Annotated in this window: 16 protein-coding genes and 1 riboswitch; of the genes, 9 read left to right on the top strand and 7 right to left on the bottom strand. The window is 64.8% G+C overall.

Annotated features, from left to right (window positions below):
• Window positions 1-10 precede the first annotated feature (10 nt).
• Both H0S73_RS19610 and H0S73_RS19615 read left to right on the top strand, forming a co-directional pair.
• Window positions 11-493: a F0F1 ATP synthase subunit B family protein gene (locus H0S73_RS19610; RefSeq protein ID WP_181054396.1), complete on the top strand. Its 483-nt coding sequence runs from the start codon at window positions 11-13 to the stop codon at window positions 491-493.
• 67 nt (window positions 494-560) lie between these two features.
• Window positions 561-1,211, top strand: coding sequence for an HAD family hydrolase (locus tag H0S73_RS19615; protein WP_181053721.1), 651 nt, complete (start codon window positions 561-563; stop codon window positions 1,209-1,211).
• 328 nt (window positions 1,212-1,539) lie between these two features.
• Here the strand turns inward: H0S73_RS19615 and gcvPB are convergent, their stop codons facing one another.
• The 5 genes from gcvPB to gcvT are packed head-to-tail and all read right to left on the bottom strand — an operon-like array spanning window position 1,540 to window position 6,510.
• Window positions 1,540-3,111 carry an aminomethyl-transferring glycine dehydrogenase subunit GcvPB gene (gene gcvPB / locus H0S73_RS19620; protein WP_181053722.1) on the bottom strand — a complete coding sequence of 524 codons (1,572 nt, stop codon included), beginning with the start codon at window positions 3,109-3,111 and terminating at the stop codon, window positions 1,540-1,542.
• On the bottom strand, window positions 3,111-4,451 hold the full coding sequence (gcvPA, locus tag H0S73_RS19625; RefSeq protein WP_181053723.1) for an aminomethyl-transferring glycine dehydrogenase subunit GcvPA: 1,341 nt from the start codon (window positions 4,449-4,451) through the stop codon (window positions 3,111-3,113). Before gcvPA ends, gcvPB begins: the two co-directional genes overlap by 1 nt.
• Window positions 4,452-4,471: 20 nt before the next feature.
• On the bottom strand, window positions 4,472-4,948 hold the full coding sequence (locus H0S73_RS19630) for an OsmC family protein (RefSeq protein WP_181053724.1): 477 nt from the start codon (window positions 4,946-4,948) through the stop codon (window positions 4,472-4,474).
• Between the two features lie 17 nt (window positions 4,949-4,965).
• Complete coding sequence (gene gcvH, locus H0S73_RS19635) at window positions 4,966-5,340, bottom strand: glycine cleavage system protein GcvH (protein ID WP_181053725.1); 375 nt, start codon at window positions 5,338-5,340, stop codon at window positions 4,966-4,968.
• A 21-nt stretch (window positions 5,341-5,361) separates the two neighbouring features.
• On the bottom strand, window positions 5,362-6,510 hold the full coding sequence (gene gcvT / locus H0S73_RS19640; protein WP_181053726.1) for a glycine cleavage system aminomethyltransferase GcvT: 1,149 nt from the start codon (window positions 6,508-6,510) through the stop codon (window positions 5,362-5,364).
• 159 nt (window positions 6,511-6,669) lie between these two features.
• A riboswitch (glycine riboswitch) is annotated at window positions 6,670-6,760 on the bottom strand.
• Between the two features lie 171 nt (window positions 6,761-6,931).
• Here gcvT and H0S73_RS19645 point away from each other — a divergent pair.
• A complete protein-coding gene (locus tag H0S73_RS19645; protein ID WP_181053727.1) occupies window positions 6,932-8,236 on the top strand; it encodes a hemolysin family protein in 1,305 nt (434 codons plus the stop codon).
• 114 nt (window positions 8,237-8,350) lie between these two features.
• Here H0S73_RS19645 and H0S73_RS19650 read toward each other — a convergent pair whose 3' ends face one another.
• Both H0S73_RS19650 and H0S73_RS19655 read right to left on the bottom strand, forming a co-directional pair.
• Window positions 8,351-8,932, bottom strand: a complete 582-nt coding sequence (locus H0S73_RS19650) for a hypothetical protein (RefSeq protein ID WP_181053728.1) — start codon at window positions 8,930-8,932, stop codon at window positions 8,351-8,353.
• Between the two features lie 26 nt (window positions 8,933-8,958).
• Complete coding sequence (locus H0S73_RS19655; protein ID WP_009764728.1) at window positions 8,959-9,471, bottom strand: invasion associated locus B family protein; 513 nt, start codon at window positions 9,469-9,471, stop codon at window positions 8,959-8,961.
• Between the two features lie 313 nt (window positions 9,472-9,784).
• Between H0S73_RS19655 and coxB the strand changes: the two genes are divergently transcribed.
• The 6 genes from coxB to H0S73_RS19685 all read left to right on the top strand — a co-directional run bounded on the left by coxB (window position 9,785) and on the right by H0S73_RS19685 (window position 15,069).
• Complete coding sequence (gene coxB, locus H0S73_RS19660; protein WP_181053730.1) at window positions 9,785-10,639, top strand: cytochrome c oxidase subunit II; 855 nt, start codon at window positions 9,785-9,787, stop codon at window positions 10,637-10,639.
• A gap of 28 nt (window positions 10,640-10,667) precedes the next feature.
• Window positions 10,668-12,287: a cytochrome c oxidase subunit I gene (gene ctaD, locus H0S73_RS19665; protein WP_181053731.1), complete on the top strand. Its 1,620-nt coding sequence runs from the start codon at window positions 10,668-10,670 to the stop codon at window positions 12,285-12,287.
• 132 nt (window positions 12,288-12,419) lie between these two features.
• Entirely contained in the window at window positions 12,420-13,376 is a 957-nt protein-coding gene (locus tag H0S73_RS19670; protein ID WP_181053732.1) for a heme o synthase, read from the top strand.
• Between the two features lie 4 nt (window positions 13,377-13,380).
• Entirely contained in the window at window positions 13,381-13,542 is a 162-nt protein-coding gene (locus H0S73_RS19675; RefSeq protein WP_181053733.1) for a hypothetical protein, read from the top strand.
• 7 nt (window positions 13,543-13,549) lie between these two features.
• Entirely contained in the window at window positions 13,550-14,140 is a 591-nt protein-coding gene (locus tag H0S73_RS19680; RefSeq protein WP_181053734.1) for a cytochrome c oxidase assembly protein, read from the top strand.
• A gap of 68 nt (window positions 14,141-14,208) precedes the next feature.
• Window positions 14,209-15,069, top strand: a complete 861-nt coding sequence (locus H0S73_RS19685; protein WP_181053735.1) for a cytochrome c oxidase subunit 3 — start codon at window positions 14,209-14,211, stop codon at window positions 15,067-15,069.
• Window positions 15,070-15,164: the final 95 nt, after the last annotated feature.

Raw genomic sequence — 15,164 nt, forward strand, 5'->3', positions numbered from 1 at the left:
GGTCCCCATGTTGCACAGCGCTGAATTCTGGGTTGCGGTCGCCTTCGTCATCTTCTGGGGCATCCTGTTCTACAAGGGCGTTCCGGGTAAGGTGCTCAACCAGCTCGATTCCCGCGGCAAGCGCATCGCCGACGAGCTGGCCGAGGCCAAGCGCCTGCGCCAGGATGCCGAACGGCTCCTCAAGGAATACGAGTCCAAGCGTGCCGCCGCCGAGCGCGAAGCCGCGGACATCGTCTCCAGCGCCCGCGACGAGGCCGAGCGTCTCGCCCGCGAAGCCCAGGAGAAGATGACCGACTTCGTGAAGCGCCGCACGGCCACCGCCGAGGCGAAGATCGCCCAGGCCGAGGCTCAGGCCTCCGCCGAAGTGCGCGCCGCCGCCGTCGACGCCGCCATCAAGGCCTCCGAGCGCGTCCTGCGCGACGAGATCACCGGCGCCACCGCCGCCTCGCTCATGACGGCGAGCCTCAACGACGTGCGGACGAAGCTGCAGTAAAGGCCTCGCGCCGGACGAACCCTCTCAAGGCCGCCCTCCGAGGCGGCCTTTTTGCTTGGAGACCGTGATGCTGATGATCTTCGACTGCGACGGCGTGCTGGTCGATTCGGAGCCGCTGAGCTGCCGGATCGACGCGGAGGTTCTGACGGCCTGCGGCGTGCCCTACACGGCCGACGCCGTGGCCCGCGAGTTTACCGGCGTCAGCATCAAGGACCAGATCAGCCGCATCGAATCGGAGCGCGGCATCCGGCTGCCCGAGGATTTCACGGAGCGGCTCAACAGGACCCTGTTCGCCCGTTTCGAAACGGACCTGAAGCCCACCGAGGGCGTACGCGAGGCAATTCTGTCCCTCCCCTACCCGCGCTGCGTCGCCTCGTCGTCCATCCCTGAACGGATCGCCCTGTCGCTACGCGTCACTGGCCTCTCAGACCTCTTCGACGACATCTTCAGCTCGACCCAGGTGGCGCGCGGGAAGCCGGCTCCCGACCTGTTTCTTCATGCGGCTCGACGCATGAGCACCGCCCCCGATCATTGCCTGGTCGTCGAGGATTCCATCGCGGGCGTTCAGGCGGCGACGGCCGCCGGGATGCGCGTGATAGGGTTCACAGGCGGCGGCCATTGCGGGCCCGACCATGGGGAGAAGCTCCGGCAAGCGGGAGCCACAAACGTCATCGGCCGGATGGTGGATTTGCAGGCTGCTGTGCAGGGCTCTCTGTAGCGGCGGGAGCAACATCTTCCCCCACGCGTCATCACGGGTCTCGTGCCGGTGATCGCAATAGTTTTGAGACCCTGTGGTGTCATTTCCGGCGGAAGCGCAGCTGAGGGGAAGGGAATCCACAGCTCATCGCTTGCTCGTAGATCCCCTTCCCGGTCCTGCGGACCACCGGGATGACAGCGTAACACCTTACCTTGTCGAGATGGCCGGGACAGGCCCGGCCATAACGTGAGAGCCATACGGCAGAGATCTGCCTCGTTACTCAGCATGGGCAGCGAAGAGCGCAAAGAAATGCCCGGCGATTGCCGGGCATTTGCATTTTTCGAGAGCCTTACTCCGCGGCCTCGGCCACCGGCTCCGGCGGCGTCCATTTCAGCACCGGGCTGCGGGCGGCGCGGGTCTCGTCGAGACGACGGCGCGGAGCGTGGTACGGGGCACCGGTGAAGCGCTCCTTGTCGCCGTTCTTCGCGGCCATCGCGAGATCGCGCAGCGTCGCAATGAACAAGTCGAGAGACGACTTCGATTCGGATTCCGTCGGCTCGATCAGCATGGCGCCATGCACCACCAGCGGGAAGTACATGGTCATCGGGTGATAGCCCTCGTCGATCATGGCCTTGGCCACATCGAGCGTGGTCACGCCCGTGTCCTTCAACCACGCATCGTCGAACAGCACCTCGTGCATGCACGGTTTGTTGCCGAAGGGCAGCGAGAGGAGGTCCGACAGTCCGGCCCGGATGTAATTGGCATTGAGCACGGCGTCCTCGGAAGCCTGCTTCATGCCGTCGGCCCCATGCGAGAGCATGTAGGACAGGGCGCGCACATACATGCCCATCTGGCCGTGGAACGCGGTCATGCGGCCGAAGGGCTTCTCGGCGGCATCGCTTTCCTGCTCCACCAGCTCGAACCCGCCATCCCGACCGGCGCGCACGAACGGCACCGGAGCGAAGGGCGCAAGGCGCGCGGAGAGCACCACCGGACCCGAGCCCGGGCCGCCGCCGCCGTGAGGCGTCGAGAAGGTCTTGTGCAGGTTGATGTGCATGGCGTCGACGCCGAGGTCGCCCGGCTTCGCCTTGCCTACGATGGCGTTGAAGTTCGCGCCGTCGCAGTAGAAATAGGCGCCCGCATCGTGGATCGCCTTGGCGATTTCCGCCACCTGCGGCTCGAAGAGCCCGCAGGTATTGGGGTTCGTCAGCATGATCGCCGCCACATCGGGGCCGAGCAGCTTCTTCACGTCCTCCACATGCACGGAGCCGTCCTCGCGCGCCGGCACCGCCTTCACCTTGAAGCCGATGAGAGCGGCGGTCGCCGGGTTCGTGCCGTGGGCCGAATCGGGCACCAGCACCACGTTGCGGGTAGCCCCCTCGCCCTTCGCCTCGATGGCGGCCTTGATCGCCATCATGCCGCATAGCTCACCATGAGCACCGGCCTTCGGCGACAGCGCGACGGCCGTCATGTTGGTGAGCGTGACCAGATAGCGCCCGAGCTCGTTCATGAGCTCCAGCGCACCCTGCACGGTCGAGACCGGCTGCAGCGGATGCACGTCGGCAAAGCCCGGCAGACGGGCCATGCGCTCATTGAGACGCGCATTGTGCTTCATTGTGCAGGAACCGAGCGGGAAGAGGCCCGTGTCGATGCCGTAGTTCTGCTGGCTGAGGCGCACGTAATGGCGCATGGTCTCGGGCTCGGAGAGACCCGGCAGACCGATCGCCTCCTTGCGCTCCAGGCCGCCGAGGCGCGGCTGGAAGTCCTCCGGCTCGTCGAAGTCGACGCCGGTCGTGTCGTGACGGCCGATCTCGAAGAGCAGCGGCTCGATCTGCGCCAGCGCCTTGTTGCCTGTGAAGGTCGGATGCGCGGTGGTGCCGGCTTCTCCGGCGGAAGAGGGACGTCCCTGGCGGTTCAACATCACAGAACCTCCTTCAAGGCGGCGACAAGGGCCGCGCGGTCATCATCGGTGTTCACTTCGGTCGAAGCGACGAGGAGCAGATTGTCGAGGCCGGCACCCGGCATGAGGCGCGACACGGGCACACCCGCGAGCACGCCTTTTTCGGCAAGACGCTCGACCACTTCGGCGGCAGGCTTGGCGAGCTTCACGGTGAACTCGTTGAAGAACGTCTCGTTGAGAACCTCGACGCCCTTCACTTGGCTCAATTGGTCGGCCAGTTTCACCGCGTTCGCATGATTGATGCGGGCGAGACGCGACAATCCCTTCTCGCCGAGCAGGGTCATGTGAATGGTGAAGGCGAGCGAGCAAAGCCCTGAATTCGTGCAGATATTCGACGTCGCCTTATCGCGGCGGATGTGCTGCTCGCGGGTCGAGAGCGTCAGCACGAAGCCACGGTTGCCGTCCGCGTCCACGGTCTCGCCGCAGAGGCGGCCCGGCATCTGGCGGATGTATTTCGACTGCGTGGCGAAGAGGCCCACATAGGGGCCGCCGAAGTTCAGCGCGTTGCCGATGGACTGGCCTTCGCCGACGACGATGTCGGCTCCCATGCTTCCGGGCGATTTCAACAGGCCGAGCGACACCACTTCGGTGAACACGGCGATCAGCAGCGCGCCGTGCTGGTGCGCCTTGTCGGCGATGGGCTTCAGGTCGCGTACGTTGCCGAACACGTCCGGCGACTGCACGACGACGCAGGAGGTCGTGTCGTCGATCTGCGAAAGGATGTCCTCGGTGCCGCGCACATCCGGCGCCAGGATGATTGTTTCGTCGCTCGCCATGTCGGAAAGCGTCTTCACCACATCCGTGTAATGCGGATGCAGGCCGCCGGAGAGCACGGCCTTGCGGCGCTTGGTGACGCGATGCGCCATGAGCACCGCCTCGCCCGTTCCGGTAGAGCCGTCATACATGGAGGCATTCGCCACATCCATGCCGGTGAGCGCCGCGACCTGCGTCTGGAACTCGAAGAGATATTGCAAGGTGCCCTGCGCGATCTCCGGCTGATACGGCGTGTAGCTCGTCAGGAACTCGGAGCGCTGGATCAGGTGATCGACCGTCGCCGGCACATGGTGCTTGTAGGCGCCGGCGCCCACGAAGAACGGCACGGAAGAGGCCGAGATGTTCTTCGAAGACATACGGGAGAGGATGCGTTCCACCTCCAACTCGCCCTTGCGGCGCGGCAGATCCACCGGCTCCTTGAGGAGCAGGTTCTTCGGCACGTCGGCGAACAGCTCATCGACATGGTTGACGCCGATCCGGGCGAGCATCTCGCTACGGTCGGTATCGGACAAAGGCAAATAGCGCATCGGCAAAAAACCTTGAGGCGTTAGTGCGAGGGAAGGTCCGCCACCACGATCTCCGTGAGAACGGAGTTGGCGATGAAGCATTCCTTGTGGGCGAGGTGGTGCATGTCGGCGATCTGCTCCGGCGTCGGAACCTTCTCGCCCGAGAATTCGATTGTCGGATCCAGGGTGACCTTGGACACGAAGAGCTTTCCGTTCTCGTTCTTGGTCATGACCCCGAGCGCTTCGTCCTCATAACGGTCGACGACGAAGCGCTTCTTGGCGGCGATCGACAGGAAGGTCAGCATGTGGCAGCTGGAAATTGCTGCCACGAACGCCTCCTCCGGATCGACGGCGTCCTCACGGGAGAGGGGCAAAGGCACGACGGAAGGCGATGCGGAGCCCGGCACTTCGATGCCGCCATCGAAGATCCAGCTATGGCCGCGGCTGTAGCGGTTGTCGGAGAAGATTTCGTCCTCTCCCCGCGTCCAGCGGATCGTCGCCTTGTATTCGTGCGCCATTGCCACGTCGCTCCTGGTTAGGAAATCGACTTCACGAATTCCTGGTACTGCTCCTCGGTCATGAGGCCATCGAGTTCGCTCTGGTTCGTGAGGCGGAGCTTCATGAACCAGCCGCGGCCGGCGGGATCCTCGTTCACGGTGCCGGGCGAGGCTTCGAGATCGCTGTTGACTTCGACCACTTCGCCGGAGACGGGCGCATAGACTTCGCTTGCGGCCTTCACGCTCTCGACGACGGCGGCTTCATCGCCCTTCGACAGATTCTTGCCGACGCTCGGCAGCTCCACGAAGACGACGTCGCCGAGCTGGCTCTGCGCGTAGTCGGAGATGCCGACGATGCCGGCATCGCCCTCGACGCGGATGTATTCGTGATCTTTGGTGTAGCGCGTGGTCATGATGATTTCCCTCTTTGAGTGTCAGCGCTTGTAGCGATGGGGCGCGAACGGCATGGCCGCGACCTTGGCGGGCAGCGGCTTGCCGCGAACGATGAGATGAAGGTCCGTGCCGACGGCGGACACGTCCTTCGCGACGTATCCCATGGCGACCGGGCCGTTGACCGTGGGGCCGAAGCCGCCGGAGGTCACGATGCCGACCTCGCGGCCGTCGGGCGTGGTGATGACGGTGCCCTCGCGGGCCGGAGCGCGGCCCTCGGGCCTGATGCCGACGCGCACGCGGGCGGCGCCGTCCTTGATCTCGCGCTGGACGCGCTCGGCGCCGGGGAAGCCCCCCTCCTCGCGGCGGCGCTTCTGGATCGACCAGATCAGGCCGGCCTCGATGGGCGAGGTCGTGGGATCGATATCGTGGCCGTAGAGGCACAGGCCCGCTTCGAGACGCAGCGAATCGCGCGCGCCGAGTCCGATGGCCTTCACTTCCGGGTCGGCGAGCAGCTTGTCCCAGAGCGCGGGCGCGTCCTTGCCCTGGCAGGAGATCTCGAAGCCGTCCTCGCCGGTGTAGCCGGAGCGGGAGACGTGGCACCAGATGCCGTCGATCTGCACGTCGGCCGACATCATGAAGGCGATGCCGGCGGCCTCGGGCGCCAGCTTGGCGAGCACGGCCTCGGCGGAGGGGCCCTGGAGGGCCATGAGGCCCAGATCGTCCTTGCGGCGCAATTCGACGCCCCTCGGCAGGCGGGCCTCGATATGAGCGTAGTCCTGCTCCTTCATCGAGGCGTTGACCACCAGATAGAGCCAGCCCTCATGGCCGGGCGCCCCGACGCGGGTGACCATCAGGTCGTCGAGGATGCCCCCATCGTCCGCCAGGAGCTGCGAATAGCGCTGCTGGTTGGGCTTGAGGTTCACGACGTCGGCGGGAATCAGCGCCTCGATCGCCCGGGCCACGGTCTCGTGGGACTTGTCCTCGGCGACAAGGAAGGCCTGGCCCATATGCGAAACGTCGAACAGGCCCGCATGCTCGCGGGTCCAGTTGTGCTCGGTCAGGATGCCGGTGGGATACTGCACAGGCATGTCGTAGCCGGCGAAGGGCACCATGCGGGCGCCAAGGGCCACATGCTGGGCATGAAGCGGGGTCTGCAGGAGCGGCTCGTCGCTATGCGCTGGCTCGGCCATGGGGTTTCCTCAAAGGTGCGCGTTCCATCGAGCCTTGCGGCCCGTTGCTGTGCGCCCCCTCTGTCCCGAGACCTGAGAGATTTCCCTCGCCGCTTGCGCGGCGGGTTACGCCCGTCGGTGGGCGACGCTTGTTCGGGCGTCGCCGCTTTCCAGAGTGCCAGCTCCCGCGCGGTCCTTTGGCCTGAGCGTTTCCGGGGCGGTTGCGCCTTCGGCGCCGGACCTGAGGTCCGGTCTCTTCCGCGGGGATCATCGGCTGGATTTAGCTCTGAAGAGGAAATGCGTTCCTGTCAACAAAGCAGGCCGCCGCATCGAATATCTCCCTGCCTTAATTGACGGCAGGGCATCGACACTCCATTTTAGGGGCCATCTGTCACAGAAGGGGAGAAGCGCGGCCTGGTCCGGTCAGCAGCTCCACGCATCGTTGCTCGAACTGATCATCGCCCTTGCTCTCGTCGCCCTCAACGGCGTCTTTGCTCTTTCCGAACTTGCCATCGTTTCCGCCCGCCGCGCCCGCCTCAAGACCATGGCCGAGCAGGGCCGCTCGGGAGCCAATACGGCCCTGACCCTCATGGAGGATTCGGGCCGCTTCCTGTCCACGGTCCAGATCGGCATCACCCTCGTGGGCATCCTGGCCGGCGCCTTCTCGGGCGCCGCTCTCGGCGACCGCCTGACCCAGATCTTCCTGGCCCAGGGCATGCCCGAAGGGTTGGCCCAGCCCTTAGGCTACGGCCTCGTGATCGGCATCATCACGTATCTCTCCATCGTCATCGGCGAGCTCGTGCCCAAGCAGCTGGCCCTGCGCCATCCTGAGGGCATCGCCTGCACCATGGCCCCGTTCATGCTGGTGGTCTCGAAAGTCGCGGCCCCGGCCGTCTGGCTTCTGAACGCCTCGACCGGCCTGATCTTCCGGCTCCTGGGGACCAAGTCCGACGATTCGTCGACGGTCACGGAAGAGGAAATCAAGATGCTCGTCGGCGAGGCCGAGAGCGCCGGCGTGATCGAGGAGGAGGAGCGTCGCATGATCTCGGGCGTGCTGCGCCTCGGGGACAGGACGGTGCGCGGCCTCATGACCCCGCGCACGGACGTGGACTGGATCGACCTGGGCGACGACGAGGCGACGATCCGCGCCCTGCTGATCGAAACCCCGCATTCCCGCCTGCCCGTGAGCGAGGGGACGCCCGACAACGTGATCGGCGTCGTCCAGTCCCGCGAGCTTCTCGCGACCATGCTGTCGGGCCAGCCCCTGGACATCCGGGACCATATCCAGGCGGCCCCGGTCATTCCGGACACGCTCTATGCCCTCGATGCGCTGGCCACGTTGCGCGATGCGGAAGTGCCGATGGCGATCGTCCATGACGAATACGGGCATTTCGAGGGAGTCGTGACTCCGGCCGACGCCCTGGAGGCCATCGTCGGCGCCTTCCGATCCGACGGCGAGGCTCCGGAGCCCGATGCCATCAGGCGCGAGGACGGCTCCTGGCTGCTCGCGGGCTCCATGCCGGTCGACGAGATGGCCGAGGTCCTGGGCGTCACCCTGCCCGAAACCCGCAGCTATCACACCGTCGGCGGCCTGGTGATCAGCGAGCTGCAGCACCTGCCCAGCACGGGCGAGCACGTGGACACCCTGGGCTGGCGCTTCGAGGTGATCGACCTGGACGAGCGCCGGATCGACAAGGTCCTGGCCGCGCCCCTCAACCAGAGAGCGGGCGCCGCCGCTCTCTATTGAGACTTCGAAGCTTAGAGCATCGAGCGTGAATTCGAGCTTACGTCAGATGCTCCAACTTCATGATTTTCCGCATCTTTCCACGCAAAGCCGATTTCCACTGTTGCGTTCGATGCTTTAACCGCGGCGCCGGCCCGAAGCGGCGCGGCCACCGCCGAGGCCGACCTCGATCTCGAAGCTGTTGGCGTAGGATGGCGGCACGATGATGCCGTCCTCGATTACCGATACGGTCGTCTGGGTCTGGCCGGCCGGGATGGAGGCCGCCAGACGGCGCGACCGGTCGGCGAATATGGTCGAGCCGTCCTTCACGACGATGTGGACCGGCACGTCGTAGCGGCCAGCCGATCCGCCGACGCCCAGGAGCGCCCGCGCCTCGACGCCGACCTTGACCAGGGTCGAGCCGTCCGGCTGCCCGATGCATTCGCGGGCGATCTCGCCCAGGGTCACTTGGCTTCGGATCGAGCCTTCCTCGCCGCTCCCGCGAACCCGGAGGGCGGAACCGCCGTCCACCACGTCGACGGTCGGGCAATACACGTCCCGGATCTCGGCCGATTGGGCCGGCGCCTGGGTCGTTCCCGCCGTCAGGAGCATGTCGCCCACGCCGAAGCCGCGTTCTCCCGGCGCGCCGCAGCCCGTCAGGGCCGACAGGCCGAGCACCGCGAGCGTCCATCCGGCCTTCCGGCTCAATCCGTCTCTCATGATTGCCCCCACTTCTTGTTCATCTGTTACGGAAGGGCATCGAACCCGGCCGCAAATCCGTTCAGGGACACGGGAATCCCGATCCCTTCCTCAGGCGTCTGGAACACGATGAAGGTGGCCGCCTGACCCGTCTTCATCTGGTTGACCAGGTTGTCCTCCATCACGACCTCGGCCACGCAGCCGGTGGCGAGGCAACGCACGAACCCGGCCCGGCCGATATCCGTCTGGTCGATCTTGAGGCCCAGGCCCGACGGCAACAGAATACCAAGAGGCGCGACCACGCGCAGGAGGCGGCTTTTGCCGTCGGCGGTTTTCAACACAATAATGACGAGAGTGACGTTCGGACGGTCCTCGGCGACGACGTTCTGCACGAGAGCGCATTGCTCGGCCGTGGCACCCGCCGGAGTCTCGCAGCGCATCTGCCACTCGCCGTAGGTGTTCTTGACCATGCCTTGAGCGCCGGCGCCGCTGGCCCCGAACAGGGCCGAGAGCCCCAGGATTGCCGCCGCACCATGGCGAGCCCATCGCGATGCGCCCATCGGTTTCTCCATTCATTAACCCTGGTAAGGGGTCGCGGCCTGCCGCCGCTTCAGGTCCATCTTTGGCCCGTTGGGACCATGGCAGAGGGCGCGATGTCAAGCGAGAGAGGCCGTTTGAGGGGCTGAAATGATTTTTGGCGGTTATGACGCACAGTTTGGAACGCTTCTACCGTTGCGCTTGAGCGCGTCCTGTGATCTTTGACGCAGATCAAAGGTGATGGCGCAAGCCGGGCGCCGCTTTCCGCACGCCCGCGCCTTCCCCGATGCTTTCATGGCCCTGGGCCATCACATCTTTAGGAGCTTAGGAACGCCGATGCGGATCGAGACTGGACGTCGATCGGTGACCGCCCTCTCCACGGCAGCGGTCGCACTTGTGTTGGGCATAAGTGAGGCGTGGGCCGCCGCCGGCCGGCCCTCCCCATGGGAAATGGGCATGCAGGAGATGGTGACCGAGTTGGGACACAGCGTGTCCAACTTCCACACCTACCTGGTTTGGCTGATCGCCGCGATCTGCCTTTTCGTTCTGGCGCTGCTCCTCGTGATCGTTGCCCGCTTCAACGAGAGCAAGAACCCGGTTCCCTCGAAGACCACCCACAACACCCTTCTCGAGGTGGCCTGGACCATCGTTCCGGTCCTCATCCTCGTGGCGATCGCCATTCCGTCCTTCCGCCTCCTGCGCCAGCAGCTCGTTCCGCCGCAGGCCGATCTCGTGGTGAAGGCGACGGGCTATTCCTGGTACTGGGGCTATGAGTACCCGGCCGACCAGGGCGGCTTCAAATTCGATTCGAACATGATCACCGAGGCCAAGGACCTGAAGCCCGACCAGCCCCGTCTGCTCGGCGCCGACAACGCCATGGTGGTTCCGGTGGGCAAGGTCGTGAAGATTCAGACCACTTCCGCCGACGTGATCCACTCCTTCGCCCTGCCGTCCTTCTACATCAAGGTGGATGCGATCCCGGGCCGCCTGAACGAGACCTGGTTCAAGGCCGAGAAGGAAGGCGTGTATTACGGCCAGTGCTCCGAGCTCTGCGGCAACGGCCACCCCTACATGCCGATCGAAATTCGCGTCGTCAGCGAGCAGCAATTTGCCGCTTGGCTAACCGAGGCGAAGCAGAAGTATGCTTCGACCGAGAGCGACGCCCCGCTCAAGTTCGCGACCGCTCAGTAATTGTAAGAAGGACCACAGAGGTCTCATCATGGCACATGCAGCTGATGCCGCTCACGCGGATCACCACGATCATTATCCGAGCTTCTGGCGCCGGTGGTTCTATTCCACGAACCACAAGGATATCGGCACGCTCTATCTCATCTTCGGCTTCACGGCCGGCATCGTCGGCGGCCTTCTGTCCATCGGCATGCGCCTGGAGCTCCAGGAGCCGGGTCTCCAGTATTTCTCCAATCCGCAGGCCTTCAACGTCTTCGTGACCGGCCACGGCCTCATCATGGTCTTCTTCATGGTGATGCCCACCCTCATCGGCGGCTTCGGCAACTGGTTCATCCCGATCATGATCGGCGCGCCTGACATGGCGTTCCCGCGGATGAACAACATCTCGTACTGGCTCACCGTCTCGGCCTTCTGCCTGATGCTGCTCTCGCTCTTCGTCGAAGGCGCGCCGGGCTCCCTCGGCTTCGGCGGCGGCTGGACCGTGTACCCGCCGCTCTCGACCGTCGGCCATCCCGGCCCGGCGCTCGACTTCGGCATCCTGGCCCTGCACCTTGCCGGCGCGGCCTCGATCCTGGGTGCGATCAACTTCATCACCACGATCCTCAACATGCGCGCTCCGGGCATGACGCTGCACAAGATGCCGCTCTTCGCCTGGTCGATGCTGGTGACCGCGTTCCTGCTGCTCCTGTCGCTGCCGGTCCTCGCGGGCGCGATCACGATGCTGCTCACCGACCGCAACTTCGGCACGACCTTCTTCGAGCCGGCGGGCGGTGGTGACCCGGTGCTCTACCAGCACCTGTTCTGGTTCTTCGGCCATCCCGAAGTGTACATCATGATCCTGCCGGCCTTCGGCATCGTGTCCCACATCATCTCCACCTTCTCCAAGAAGCCGATCTTCGGCTATCTCGGCATGGCCTACGCCATGGTGGCGATCGGCGTGGTCGGCTTCGTCGTGTGGGCGCACCACATGTACACGGTCGGTCTCTCGCTCCAGACGCAGGCCTATTTCGTGTTCGCCACGATGGTGATCGCGGTTCCCACCGGCGTGAAGATCTTCTCGTGGATCGCCACCATGTGGGGCGGCTCCATCCGCTTCACGGCGGCCATGCAGTGGGCCGTGGGCTTCGTGTTCCTGTTCACGGTCGGCGGCGTCACCGGCGTCGTGCTGGCGAATGCTCCCGTCGACCGCTACATGCACGACACCTACTACGTGGTGGCTCACTTCCACTACGTGCTGTCGCTCGGCGCCGTGTTCGTGATCTTCGCCGGTATCTACTACTGGTTCCCCAAGATCACCGGCTACGTGATGCCCGACTGGATCGGCAAGCTGCACTTCTGGATCGCCTTCATCGGCGCCAACGTGCTGTTCTTCCCGATGCACTTCCTCGGCCTCTCCGGCATGCCGCGCCGCTATGCGGATTATCCGGACGCCTTCGCGGGCTGGAACCTCGTCTCGTCGATCGGTTCCTACATCTTCTTCGCCGGTCTCTTCGTCTTCATCGGCGGCGTGGTCTATGCCTTCGTCCGCAAGGAGAAGGCAGCCGACAACCCGTGGGGCGAAGGTGCGACGACGCTGGAATGGACCCTGTCCTCTCCGCCTCCGTTCCACCAGTTCGAGACGCTTCCCCGCGTCGTCGACACCGGACACTAAAGCAATCGAGTGGGCGGCACCGCGCCGCCCGCTCCTCCCCAGAGGGCTTGCGCAGACAAGCCTTCCGGCGAGGAGCCGACTTTCAGGAGGCCTTTTCGGCCTCGTCACGGCATTTCGGAAGATCAATCAGTTATGAGCACCATGTCGAACAGTTTGACCGAAACCCAAGCAGAGAACCTTGCCACGGCAGGCCTCTCGCAGGGCGACGTGTCCGACTTCTTCGCCCTTCTCAAGCCGCGCGTGATGTTTCTCGTCGTGTTCACGGCGCTGGTCGGCATGGTCGTGAGCCATTCGGACGTTCATCCCGTCCTGGCTTTCATATCGCTTCTGATGATCGCCATCGGCGGCGGCGCGTCCGGCTGTCTGAACATGTGGTGGGATGCGGATATCGACGCCGTCATGACCCGCACCCGCAAGCGCCCGATCCCGGCCGGCAAGATCCAGCCGGGCGAGGCACTTGCCTTCGGCGTGACGCTCTCCGTCGGCTCCGTGATCATCCTGGGCCTTGCAAGCAACTGGCTGGCCGCCGGTCTTCTGGCTTTCACCATCTTCTTCTACGTGGTCGTCTATTCCATGTGGCTGAAGCGCTCGACGCCGCAGAACATCGTCATCGGCGGCGCGGCGGGCGCCCTCCCCCCGATCGTCGCTCAGGCCGCCGTCACGGGCCACGTCGCGTGGGACAGCATCGTGCTGTTCGCCATCATCTTCATGTGGACGCCGCCGCACTTCTGGGCGCTCGCCCTGGTGAAGTCCGGCGATTACGAGCGCGCGGGCATTCCCATGATGCCGAACGTGGCCGGTCCCGATTCCACGCGCTTCCAGATCCTGGCCTATACGATTCTCCTGGCGCCCCTCGGCCTCGCTCCGGTGGCGCTCGGCTTCGGCGGGCTGGCCCATGCGATCATCGCGCTGATCGGCGGGCTCGGCATGCTGGCGCTCGCCGTGCAGGTCTATCGCCTGCGCCAGGGCGAGCCGGCCATGCGTGTCGCCCAGCATCTCTTCGGCTTCTCGATTCTCTATCTCTTCCTGCTCTTCGCGACCCTTCTCGCGGAGCACGGCTTCGGCTTGTTCCGGCCGGTTTTCGGGTGATCGAATGGCAGACCGCACCGACTACGTTCGCCTGACTCCCGAGGAACAGAAGCGCCGCCGCCGGCGTTCGGTGGCTTTGGCCCTGACCCTCGCGGCCTTCTGCATCATTCTCTTCGCGATCACTCTTGTGAAGCTTGGACCGGGCGTCCTGCAGCGCCCCCTGTGAGGCTCAAATGGCTGAAAGATCCCCCACCGAACGCAAGATGAACCGCACGGCCTTCGCCTGCGCGGGCGTTGTCGTGGGGATGGTCGGCCTGGCTTACGCCTCCGTGCCGCTCTACGATCTCTTCTGCAAGGTCACCGGCTTCGGCGGCACCCCGATCATCCGCGACGCCAACGGCTCCGAGGTGATGGACCGGACGATCGCCGTCCGCTTCGATTCCAACGTGGCGCCCGGCCTCAACTGGCGCTTCTCCCCGGAGAAGCCCGAGGTCAAGGTGAAGCTCGGCGAGACCACGACGGTCTATTACAAGGTCACCAATACGGGCGACAAGCCGAGCACCGGCATCGCCACCTACAACGTGCAGCCGGACCTGGCGGGCACCTATTTCTCCAAGCTCGAATGCTTCTGCTTCACCGAGCAGACCCTGCAGCCGGGAGAAACCCTGGAATCAGCCGTCGTCTTCTACGTCGATCCCCGCCTCGTGCAGGACAGCGACGTGAAGGACCTGACCTCTCTCACCCTCTCCTACACCTACTTCCCCTCCAAGGGGGGCAAGCCGGTGGCGGAGGTGACATCATCCACCAAACCCATTGCTCAATAAGGGACGTGACAAGCTAGGCGGAAACGTCCTAAAGCGAGTTCACATTCGAGGCACGGAGACGACACGAAATGGCCGAGGCCCACGCCAAGAACCACGACTACCACATTCTTGAACCGAGCCCGTGGCCGCTCATCGGCTCGGTCAGCGCCTTCCTGATGGCATCCGGGTTCGTGACCTGGTGGAAGGCCATCACCATCGCGGGCATGCATCTGGGCCCGTTCATCTTCGGCGCCGGCATCATCGGCGTGCTCTACACCATGCTCAGCTGGTGGACCGATGTCGTTAAGGAAGCCAACACCGGCTACCATACCCGCGTCGTCCAGCTTCACCACCGCTACGGCATGATGATGTTCATCGCCTCCGAGGTGATGTTCTTCGCCGCCTGGTTCTGGGCCTATTTCGATGCGGCCCTCTACGCCGGCGACCCGCAGCTCTACTCCCGCGTCGAGGCTCTCGGCGGCGTGTGGCCGCCCAAGGGCATCGAGACCTTCGATCCCTGGCACCTGCCGCTGCTCAACACCCTGATCCTGCTCACCTCCGGCACCACGGTCACCTGGGCGCACCACGCGCTCCTGGAGAACGACCGCCAGGGCCTCAAGGCTGGCCTGTGGCTCACGGTGATCCTCGGCCTGATCTTCTCCTGCGTTCAGGCCTACGAGTACAGCCACGCCACCTTCGGCTTCTCGGGCAACATCTACGGCGCCACCTTCTTCATGGCGACGGGCTTCCACGGCGCGCACGTGATCATCGGCACGGTCTTCCTGGCCGTCTGCCTCCTGCGCGCCTATCGCGGCGACTTCACGCCCAAGCAGCACCTCGGCTTCGAGTTCGCCGCCTGGTACTGGCACTTCGTGGACGTGGTGTGGCTCTTCCTCTTCGCCGCCATCTACGTCTGGGGATACGGCGGGCACGCAGCCGCCGGGCACTAAGCCGCCAGTGACATCAAACTCAGCAAGGGCGGCTCAAAAGCCGCCCTTCGCTTTTTGGCTCCCGGCACCATCCGGCTTGGAGTTCGTTGACCGGC

It is taken from the genome of Microvirga mediterraneensis (assembly GCF_013520865.1).
GTDB lineage: Bacteria > Pseudomonadota > Alphaproteobacteria > Rhizobiales > Beijerinckiaceae > Microvirga > Microvirga mediterraneensis.

Coding starts and splice junctions, on each gene's coding strand:
- coxB (WP_181053730.1), top strand. CDS start 9,785: ATGCGGATCGAGACTGGACGTCGATCGGTGACCGCCCTCTCCACGGCA.
- H0S73_RS19655 (WP_009764728.1), bottom strand. CDS start 9,471: ATGGGCGCATCGCGATGGGCTCGCCATGGTGCGGCGGCAATCCTGGGG.
- gcvPB (WP_181053722.1), bottom strand. CDS start 3,111: ATGTTGAACCGCCAGGGACGTCCCTCTTCCGCCGGAGAAGCCGGCACC.
- gcvPA (WP_181053723.1), bottom strand. CDS start 4,451: ATGCGCTATTTGCCTTTGTCCGATACCGACCGTAGCGAGATGCTCGCC.
- ctaD (WP_181053731.1), top strand. CDS start 10,668: ATGGCACATGCAGCTGATGCCGCTCACGCGGATCACCACGATCATTAT.
- H0S73_RS19685 (WP_181053735.1), top strand. CDS start 14,209: ATGGCCGAGGCCCACGCCAAGAACCACGACTACCACATTCTTGAACCG.
- gcvT (WP_181053726.1), bottom strand. CDS start 6,510: ATGGCCGAGCCAGCGCATAGCGACGAGCCGCTCCTGCAGACCCCGCTT.
- gcvH (WP_181053725.1), bottom strand. CDS start 5,340: ATGACCACGCGCTACACCAAAGATCACGAATACATCCGCGTCGAGGGC.
- H0S73_RS19615 (WP_181053721.1), top strand. CDS start 561: ATGCTGATGATCTTCGACTGCGACGGCGTGCTGGTCGATTCGGAGCCG.
- H0S73_RS19670 (WP_181053732.1), top strand. CDS start 12,420: ATGAGCACCATGTCGAACAGTTTGACCGAAACCCAAGCAGAGAACCTT.
- H0S73_RS19630 (WP_181053724.1), bottom strand. CDS start 4,948: ATGGCGCACGAATACAAGGCGACGATCCGCTGGACGCGGGGAGAGGAC.
- H0S73_RS19650 (WP_181053728.1), bottom strand. CDS start 8,932: ATGAGAGACGGATTGAGCCGGAAGGCCGGATGGACGCTCGCGGTGCTC.
- H0S73_RS19680 (WP_181053734.1), top strand. CDS start 13,550: ATGGCTGAAAGATCCCCCACCGAACGCAAGATGAACCGCACGGCCTTC.
- H0S73_RS19675 (WP_181053733.1), top strand. CDS start 13,381: ATGGCAGACCGCACCGACTACGTTCGCCTGACTCCCGAGGAACAGAAG.